Annotated in this window: 8 protein-coding genes; 5 read left to right on the top strand and 3 right to left on the bottom strand. The window is 42.2% G+C overall.

What is annotated here, in order from left to right:
- Positions 1 to 129: 129 nt before the first annotated feature.
- From AC1P5O_RS15545 to metK, 3 genes are all read right to left on the bottom strand, one after another.
- Positions 130 to 1,341 carry a YeeE/YedE family protein gene (locus AC1P5O_RS15545; protein ID WP_005263127.1) on the bottom strand — a complete coding sequence of 404 codons (1,212 nt, stop codon included), beginning with the start codon at positions 1,339 to 1,341 and terminating at the stop codon, positions 130 to 132.
- Between the two features lie 266 nt (positions 1,342 to 1,607).
- A complete protein-coding gene (locus AC1P5O_RS15540; RefSeq protein WP_005104359.1) occupies positions 1,608 to 1,952 on the bottom strand; it encodes a hypothetical protein in 345 nt (114 codons plus the stop codon).
- Between the two features lie 331 nt (positions 1,953 to 2,283).
- On the bottom strand, positions 2,284 to 3,450 hold the full coding sequence (metK, locus tag AC1P5O_RS15535) for a methionine adenosyltransferase (protein WP_004729886.1): 1,167 nt from the start codon (positions 3,448 to 3,450) through the stop codon (positions 2,284 to 2,286).
- Between the two features lie 473 nt (positions 3,451 to 3,923).
- Between metK and AC1P5O_RS15530 the strand changes: the two genes are divergently transcribed.
- The 5 genes from AC1P5O_RS15530 to AC1P5O_RS15510 all read left to right on the top strand — a co-directional run bounded on the left by AC1P5O_RS15530 (position 3,924) and on the right by AC1P5O_RS15510 (position 8,439).
- Complete coding sequence (locus tag AC1P5O_RS15530; protein WP_005263117.1) at positions 3,924 to 4,307, top strand: pilin; 384 nt, start codon at positions 3,924 to 3,926, stop codon at positions 4,305 to 4,307.
- A 445-nt stretch (positions 4,308 to 4,752) separates the two neighbouring features.
- A complete protein-coding gene (gene tkt / locus AC1P5O_RS15525) occupies positions 4,753 to 6,741 on the top strand; it encodes a transketolase (protein ID WP_005263115.1) in 1,989 nt (662 codons plus the stop codon).
- Positions 6,742 to 6,875: 134 nt separating this feature from the next.
- Positions 6,876 to 7,091 (top strand): hypothetical protein, encoded by a 216-nt coding sequence (locus tag AC1P5O_RS15520; RefSeq protein ID WP_004729883.1) that lies wholly within the window; start codon positions 6,876 to 6,878, stop codon positions 7,089 to 7,091.
- Positions 7,092 to 7,266: 175 nt separating this feature from the next.
- Positions 7,267 to 7,722 (top strand): GNAT family N-acetyltransferase, encoded by a 456-nt coding sequence (locus AC1P5O_RS15515; RefSeq protein ID WP_004729882.1) that lies wholly within the window; start codon positions 7,267 to 7,269, stop codon positions 7,720 to 7,722.
- Positions 7,723 to 7,851: 129 nt separating this feature from the next.
- Positions 7,852 to 8,439, top strand: a complete 588-nt coding sequence (locus AC1P5O_RS15510) for a YceI family protein (protein ID WP_004729881.1) — start codon at positions 7,852 to 7,854, stop codon at positions 8,437 to 8,439.
- Positions 8,440 to 8,597 lie beyond the last annotated feature (158 nt).

Below are 8,597 nucleotides of genomic sequence, written 5' to 3'. Positions count from 1 at the left end.
TTGTTATAGACCGCATTTAAGTTTAAATATGAACACCCCGAATCAGATGTATGAGCAAACAAAAACCGAGCTAATTGCTTAACTCGGTTTGAAGTGGAATACTGTCAATCTATTTCAGGACAAGACACATTAGCAACCGGTCAGTTTTTCAGGCTGCGGTTTTTCATTCGGGAAGAAGATCGGACGAAGTTTTACCCCAATGCCATTGCCGATAAAGGCAAACACCAGCCATAACCAGCCATGCAGACTACCCGACGCAATTCCACTGAAATATGCACCGATATTACAACCATAAGCCAGTCTTGCGCCATAGCCCAGCATTAAGCCACCTACAACAGCAGCAATCAGTGAGCGCTTTGGAATATTAAAATTCGGCGCAAATTTACCTGCCAAGCTAGCTGCCAATAAAGCACCCAGCATGATACCGAAGTTCATCATTGAGGTAATATCAAACCATAATGATTCTGCCAGTGCTTTGGCATTGCCTGCTTTTTGCCAATAATCCCAAGAAGCTACATCAACACCCACAAGCGTAGCACCTTTGGCACCCCAAACTGCCAGCGCAGAGGTCACGCCCCAAGGACGACCTGCGAGTGCCAGAGTCGCAAAATTGAGCAAGGTCAGAATAATACCGCCCCAAATCAGAGGCCATGGACCACGAACAAAGCGCTTCCAGCCCTGATGTTCACTGCTTGGCTCAATTTCCAGGCTGCCATGACGTTTCTTTTCGAAATAAACAGTCGCCGCAGCAATGATGGCAAAAACGATAAAGCTCAACAGCAATCCAGGGAGGACGCCTAAACTTTCTACTATGGAAATCGGTTCAAGATGTGGCAGGGCAAACCACCAGTCAAGGTGCGAGGTCGCAATCACAGACCCGATACAGAAAAACAGTAGCGTTACCAACATACGTGCACTACCGCCACCCACGGTATATAGCGTACCTGATGCACAACCGCCACCGAGCTGCATACCAATACCGAAAATAAAGGCGCCAATCATAACTGACATGGAAACAGGGTTAACGTTGCCTTTGACTGGATTACCGAACAATTCACCTGCACCTAAAGTCGGGAAGAACAGCAAAACGGCCAGAGCGAGCATAATCATTTGTGCGCGTAAACCACGACCGCGACGTTCCTTGATAAAGACACGCCAGCTCGAAGTAAAACCAAATGAAGCATGATACAGGGTCATGCCCAGTGCACCACCAACCAAAAATAATAAGGCCTGATTTAAGCCTACGATTTGATAGGCACCGATTGTACCTATGATAAGCAAGATAAAAGCTGCCCAGACCGAAATATTCGACCGTTGGGAAGCAGCAACAATGACTGACATGGGAGATTGAATTTTAAAAATAAAGGCTGGTATTCTACTGAATTTCAGTTTAAATGCAGCCCGTTTTGCGTAGTGAATCACAATTAATTCATTCTAATACTTGATAAGTTTTATCAGTTTATCTGATTTTATCCACTCACTTAGATAAAAAATTGATCCCCTCAAGAAATAATGCAATTTCAATTTAGATCATTCGATATTTAAAATCATCTCTGATAAAAAAGCCTGCAATCGCAGGCTTTTAAACATCAAACTGAATGCTAAAATCAGTTTTCAGCTTTTTCCCGAACTTCTCCGGCACCTTCTTCAACTGCCGCTGCAGTTGCTGCAGTTGCTTTACGTGCTGCTTCCGCAGTGGCATCTGCTGCTCTAGACGTTGCAGCAGCTGCTTCGTCCGCTGCCTGAGCAGTATTTTCTGCGGCATTATCCATTGCTCGTTCGGTTTCTACCGCAGCCTCACGGCTGGCATCTTCCATATCATGACCGGCTTGATTGGCTGCATTTTCTAAATGCTCACCTGTGGTTGCGCCGGTTTCAGGCGCTTCTTCTTTACTACAGCCGACTAAGGCAACAGTGGTCGCCAAACCTAAAGCAATCAGTAATTTATTCATCGAGTAATATCCTTTTGTTGTTGTAGAGCTGCAATCTAATTTAGCAGCCATTTATTTAGATTTATGCTAGCAAATAGATCAACATTTGTTGATTAACTGTAACTTTTTTCGATACTTATACTATAATGGCTCAGTCGGAAGTTGTTTTAAGTTTCATGGAATAGTGATATTCACAGAGAGGGAAGTCTTAATAGTATCATTCGATAGGCAGGTTATAGTATGAAGCTTGGCATTTAAATATTTGTCATCACGACCTAGAGATAATTCTAAAGATGAAGAAATGAAAGACATAAAAAAAGCCCGCATGATGCAGGCTTTTTTTAAGAAAAACTTATAGACCAGCAGACGCTTTAAGCGCTTCCACTTTGTCAGTTTTTTCCCAGGTAAAGGCAGTATCAGAACCTTCACGACCGAAGTGACCATAAGCAGCAGTTTGCTTATACATCGGCTGGATCAGGTCAAGCATACGGGTAATGCCATATGGACGTAAGTCGAAATGTTCACGAACCAGTGCAATAATCAATTCTTCAGAGACTTTTGCAGTATTGAAGGTATTGATTGAAATTGAAGTTGGCTCAGCAACACCAATTGCATAAGACACCTGAATTTCACACTTGTCAGCCAGGCCAGCAGCAACGATGTTTTTCGCTACATAACGACCTGCATATGCAGCAGAGCGGTCAACTTTAGATGGATCTTTACCAGAGAAAGCACCACCGCCGTGACGTGCCATACCACCGTAGGTATCTACGATAATTTTACGTCCAGTCAAACCACAGTCACCCACAGGACCACCGATCACAAACATACCCGTTGGGTTGATGTGGAATTTGGTCTCTGCATGGAACATGTCAGCAGGAATGATTTTCTTCACGATTTCTTCAATCACAGCTTCTTTCAGGTTTGCTTGAGTGATTTCAGGATCATGTTGAGTCGAAAGAACGACTGCATCTAAACGAACTGGTACGCCATTTTCATAAGCAAACGTTACCTGGCTTTTTGCATCTGGGCGTAACCATGGCAAGGTGCCATTACGGCGTAATTCAGCCTGTTTTTCCATCAAGCGATGCGCATATGAAATCGGCGCAGGCATTAATACATCAGTTTCGCGGCTTGCATAACCAAACATCAAGCCCTGGTCACCGGCACCCTGATCTTCAGGTTTCTGGCGGTCTACACCCTGAGCAATTTCAGGTGACTGTTTACCAATCATGTTGATCACGGCACAGGTTGAGCCATCAAAACCAAGATCAGAATGGTGATAACCAATTCCGTTTACGGTATGACGTACAATTGCCTCAAAATCAACATTTGCTGTCGTTGTGATTTCACCGGCAAGTACAACCGCACCTGTTTTTACAAGCGTTTCACAAGCAACCCGTGCATATGGGTCTTCTTTTAAGATTGCATCCAAAATAGCGTCACTGATTTGGTCAGCCATTTTATCTGGATGGCCTTCGCTTACAGATTCCGAAGTAAATACAGCGTACTCGCGCATAGTCCTATCACAGTTAATTTTAAAGACCCGATATGTTACATCGAGTTGCGCTCTAGGACTAGCTTAACAGGACAAAATTGGTCGAAATTGTTTCAAATTATTGTGTTTTTAATTGATTAATAGAATTAAAAAAATTGATATGTCTATTTAGGCAGCATTATTGATTGGGGAATATGAAGCAACAATATTTTAATCTGTCAGACTGTCAGAAAATTAAATGCTTAGATTTCCGATTAAATCTTAAAAAAATAGACGATAGAAAAAATACAAAGCTCAAAATTCAAAATTTACTTAAGCAAGTGATCATTACATCAATAAAGCAGATTCAGACTGTGCGCCTTGCGACCAACTGTCTTGTCGATGTTCAAGCGTGTCTTCATATTAGCGCTAAGTCTTCCACATTAGCTGGTTAGGAGTGGCGACATCTTTTGCTATGGACTTCTTGGAGCAAGACTGTACGGAGATCAGAAATCATGTATCAAAAGGCATTTACCCTGATTGAAGTACTGATCGTACTCATCATCATCGCGATTTTAGTAACGATGGCTTTTATGAGTTATCAAGCTTATGTCGTGCGTAATCAATTGGCCGAAGTATTTGAGCAAGCTGGAGCATATCGAACCCAGTTTATTGCTTCGGATCAGCACTGTGATGCCGGACGCGAGATTGGTGGGCATGGTCAATATATCGAAAAAGTGATCATTAACGCTACGTGCCGGATAGAGTTCAAGATACGAGAGCAGGGAGTAGATGCTGCGATTCGCGGGAAATCGGTTGCTTTTGATGTTCATAGTGGCAAATGTTATTCCACTGATATTCAGCAGCGCTATTTGCCTAAAGACTGCCAAGGGCAATAACTCTCCCGAAGTTGAAAATTAGCCTAAGCAAATTAGGTTTCACCTGTATATCAAAAAATCCTACCCATATTTTATAAAATTTAGTACAAATTACATTATGACTAGTTTAGTTAATTGTATAGATTTTCTTCAAAAATAATGATGTGAGACATATGAAATAGAAACAAAATCAGCATAAATTCAATCCTGTCTATCTGCTTAAATTGTAGATACAGACAATAAAGTTAGCTAGGAAATGAGGGATAATTCAATCTGAAAACTGGTAGAGAGAAGCGAAGCCGAAGAAGAAATGTGGAATAATTGTACGATAAGGCAAGAGACACTCAATAAACTGATAAATATTGTTGGTTAGTCTTTACCCCTCGCTGTTTTTTTAAGACAATAGACAGCAGTTTTGAAAGTCTTTTCATCATTTCCTATTTCTGAATATTTTGGACTCTGATTTATGACAACCCCGCTTAATGAACGTCGTATTGCAAACGCAATTCGTGTATTGGCAATGGATGCTGTGCAAAAAGCAAACTCAGGACATCCAGGTGCTCCAATGGGGATGGCAGATATCTCTGATGTGGTTTGGCGTGAATTCATGAACCACAACCCTACCAACCCGAATTGGGCAAACCGTGACCGTTTTGTATTGTCAAATGGCCATGGCTCTATGCTTCAATATGCGCTTCTTCATTTAACGGGCTACGATCTTTCGATTGAAGATCTAAAAGCATTCCGTCAACTTCATTCTAAAACACCTGGTCACCCGGAATTGGGCTATGCGCCAGGAATTGAAACGACGACTGGTCCTTTAGGTCAAGGCATCGCGAATGCTGTTGGTTTTGCACTGGCTGAAAAAACCCTAGCTGCACAATTTAACAAAGACGATATCCAAGTTGTAGATCACTTCACTTACTGCTTCCTTGGCGATGGCTGTTTGATGGAAGGTGTTTCTCACGAAGCATGTTCTTTGGCAGGAACATTGGGTCTGGGCAAATTGATTGCTTACTATGACGACAATGGCATCTCGATTGATGGCGAAGTGGAAGGCTGGTTCTCTGACGATACAGAACAACGCTTCCTGGCGTACGGCTGGCAAGTGATTAAAGTTGATGGCCACGATGCAGATGCAATCCGTCAGGCAACTTTAGAAGCTAAAGCTGAAACTGCTAAACCAACCATCATTATTTGTAAAACTGTGATTGGTCTGGGTTCACCAAACAAGCAAGGTAAAGAAGACAGTCATGGTGCACCACTCGGTCATGACGAAATCGTCTTGACTCGTGAAGCACTAGGCTGGACTGATGAAGCATTTGTAATTCCTGAAGATGTTTATGCAGCTTGGGATGCGAAAGCCAAAGGTGCTGAATCAGAAGCAGCTTGGAACGAAACATTTGCTGCTTATGCTGCAAAATATCCAGCTGAAGCAGCTGAGCTTAAACGTCGTTTATCTGGTGAATTACCGGCTGACTTCGTTGCAAAAGCGGATGCTTATATTGCAGAAGTGAATGCCAAAGCTGAAACGATCGCAACGCGTAAAGCGAGCCAAAATGCATTACAAGCACTTGTTCCATTATTGCCAGAAGTTCTAGGTGGTTCTGCGGATCTTGCAGGTTCTAACCTGACCCTTTGGAAAGGCGCGCAAGGCGTACAGGACAATCCGGCAGGTAACTACGTACACTATGGCGTACGTGAATTCGGTATGACTGCAATCGCGAATGGTGTTGCACTGCATGGCGGTTTTATCCCTTACGTAGCAACATTCCTGATGTTTATGGAATATGCACGTAATGCCGTACGTATGTCTGCATTGATGAAACAGCGCGTGATCCATGTGTATACGCATGACTCAATTGGTCTGGGTGAAGATGGTCCAACGCATCAACCTGTTGAGCAGATCGCATCCCTTCGTGGTACGCCAAATCTAAACACATGGCGTCCATGTGACACGGTTGAAGCGGCAATTTCTTGGAAATCTGCATTAACGCGTGCTGAAGGTCCAACCGCATTGATCTTCTCCCGTCAGAATTTGCCATTCCAAACCCGTACTCAAGCTCAAATTGAGAACGCTGCGAAAGGTGGTTATGTACTGGCTGAAGAAAAAGGCGAATTGAAAGCCATCATTATTGCAACTGGTTCTGAAGTATCTCTGGCAATGGAAGCTTATGCACAGCTTGAAGGCGTGCGTGTCGTGTCTATGCCATGTGCTGAAGAATTCATGAAGCAAGATGCAGCTTATCGTGAAGCGGTTCTTCCATCAAATATTCGTGCACGTGTTGCTGTTGAGGCTGCACATGTTGATTACTGGTGGAAATTTGTGGGTCTTGATGGTCGCGTAATCGGTATGACCACTTATGGCGAATCTGCACCTGCAAAAGATCTGTTCCAGTTCTTCGGTATTACTACTGAAGCAGTGGTTGCAGCTGTAAAAGAGATTACTGCATAATCAACTGATTAGGCGGTTTATTAAAAGACGCTCCATTTTTGGGGCGTCTTTTATTTTTTCGCTTTTTAGCGTTGTTTTCATGTGGCAATCGTTAGAAAGTTCTCCCATAGTCGAAATGAAAGAGTGAGATGAACATGAGCTTGTATGAACAAATTAACGATGAAATTACTTTAATGGATGCAGGCGAACTCAAGTGGATCGGACAGGAATTACCTCTTGAAGCGATGGTTGCAGTTGATTTAATGCTGCAAGAATTAGCCGAAGAAAAGGTCATTAAAGTGCGTCGTAAAAATCATGAAAAGACGACTGGCCTAAAACAGGTTGATCGTATTCTGGTTGAAAAACTTTAAACATAATGCATGAAAAGTCCCTGATTGGGACTTTTTTTATGCCGGATGATTTTCATCTGACAGGTTGCTTATGAGCACCAGATGAGATAAAGCTAAGTTTAGGCCGCTATAAAAATTCAGCGACCACTATTGAAACGACTTAAATTAAAGAAATAAGCCAAAGAAGCAGTTAAACATGAATATACAGTGCCAGATCCAGATCAAATCTCTAGAGCAAATATCACAGCCGGAATGGCTATTTTTATGGCAAGACTATCAACGCTTTTATCAGACCCAAATTTCGGATGAGGTAAGTAAAAATACCTGGGATAAATTAACTAATTATGAGTTAGATTCAATGTACGGTTTTGCGGCCTTGATTGATGGAAAGGTCGTAGGGATTGTGCATGTCATCGAACATAACAGTAGCTGGACAGTAAGACCCTATGCCTATTTGCAGGATCTATTTACCCATCCTGATTATCGCGGACAGGGCGTGGCGCGCAAGCTGATTCAGCATGTCTATCAGGTCGCGCAGCAGCGTAATTGCGACCGGGTTTACTGGCTGACTCATGAATTAAACCATCAGGCACAAGCGTTGTATAACAAAGTCGCCAAGAAAACTGGATTCATCCAGTACCGTATGGATTAAAGCTCAAAAATTAAAAAAATAACTTACAATTTTATCGTTTCATCGCTGCAACAAAACGTTTTATCTTTAGGGCTGTAAACAGTTCCAGATTCTATACACTTAATAACATCCAAAACGTGAGATAAAAACATGAATTTCAAAACATTAGCATTAGGCTTGGCGGTCGCATCTGTAGCAACAGTTTCTATGGCAAAACCAGTGGCCTATACGATTGACCCGACTCATTCAGCAACGGTGTTCTCTTGGAGCCACTTTGGTTTCTCTACACCATCTGCAAACTTCAGTGACATCCAGGGTACGATTAATGTTGATAATGTAAAACCTGCGAATTCTTCGGTCAATGTGAATATCCCGGTTGCAAGCATTAATACGAATGTGAAAGCGCTGGATGACCATATTAAGACAGCAGAATTTTTTGATGCTGCCAAATATCCGAATATCACTTTTAAAAGTACTAAAGTTCAGGCTTTAGGCAAAAACAAATACAAAATCACCGGTAACTTAACCGTAAAAGATGTCACTAAACCTGTGGTACTGGACGCAGTTTTAAATAAACAAGGCGTGCACCCAATGACAAAATTACAAACGATTGGTTTCAATGCAACCACTTCATTTAACCGTTCAGCCTTTGGGGTAGGCGGTTATGTTCCAAATGTGGGCGATAAAATTACAGTAAACATTACTACCGAGGCTTCTGTACCTGCTCCGAAAAAATAAGCATGACAAATTAAAAAAGCACCCAACTGGGCATTGCTGTCCCACAATTTTTCACAAGAGGAAGCTCATTTGAGCTTCCTCTTGTTTTATGGGTATTTTATCGGGTGAAAATAAAGCTTTTAAAGTTCTTCTTTCAAACAAATTCACTTGAATTATTC

It is taken from the genome of Prolinoborus fasciculus (assembly GCF_056724605.1).
Note: the sequence above shows the minus strand (reverse complement) of the source record. Positions and strands in the feature narration are given on the sequence as shown.

What these genes read in the sequence shown, in the direction of transcription:
- AC1P5O_RS15545 (WP_005263127.1), bottom strand. Translation starts at nt 1,341, where the DNA reads ATGTCAGTCATTGTTGCTGCTTCCCAACGGTCGAATATTTCGGTCTGG.
- AC1P5O_RS15540 (WP_005104359.1), bottom strand. Translation starts at nt 1,952, where the DNA reads ATGAATAAATTACTGATTGCTTTAGGTTTGGCGACCACTGTTGCCTTA.
- metK (WP_004729886.1), bottom strand. Translation starts at nt 3,450, where the DNA reads ATGCGCGAGTACGCTGTATTTACTTCGGAATCTGTAAGCGAAGGCCAT.
- AC1P5O_RS15530 (WP_005263117.1), top strand. Translation starts at nt 3,924, where the DNA reads ATGTATCAAAAGGCATTTACCCTGATTGAAGTACTGATCGTACTCATC.
- tkt (WP_005263115.1), top strand. Translation starts at nt 4,753, where the DNA reads ATGACAACCCCGCTTAATGAACGTCGTATTGCAAACGCAATTCGTGTA.
- AC1P5O_RS15520 (WP_004729883.1), top strand. Translation starts at nt 6,876, where the DNA reads ATGAGCTTGTATGAACAAATTAACGATGAAATTACTTTAATGGATGCA.
- AC1P5O_RS15515 (WP_004729882.1), top strand. Translation starts at nt 7,267, where the DNA reads ATGAATATACAGTGCCAGATCCAGATCAAATCTCTAGAGCAAATATCA.
- AC1P5O_RS15510 (WP_004729881.1), top strand. Translation starts at nt 7,852, where the DNA reads ATGAATTTCAAAACATTAGCATTAGGCTTGGCGGTCGCATCTGTAGCA.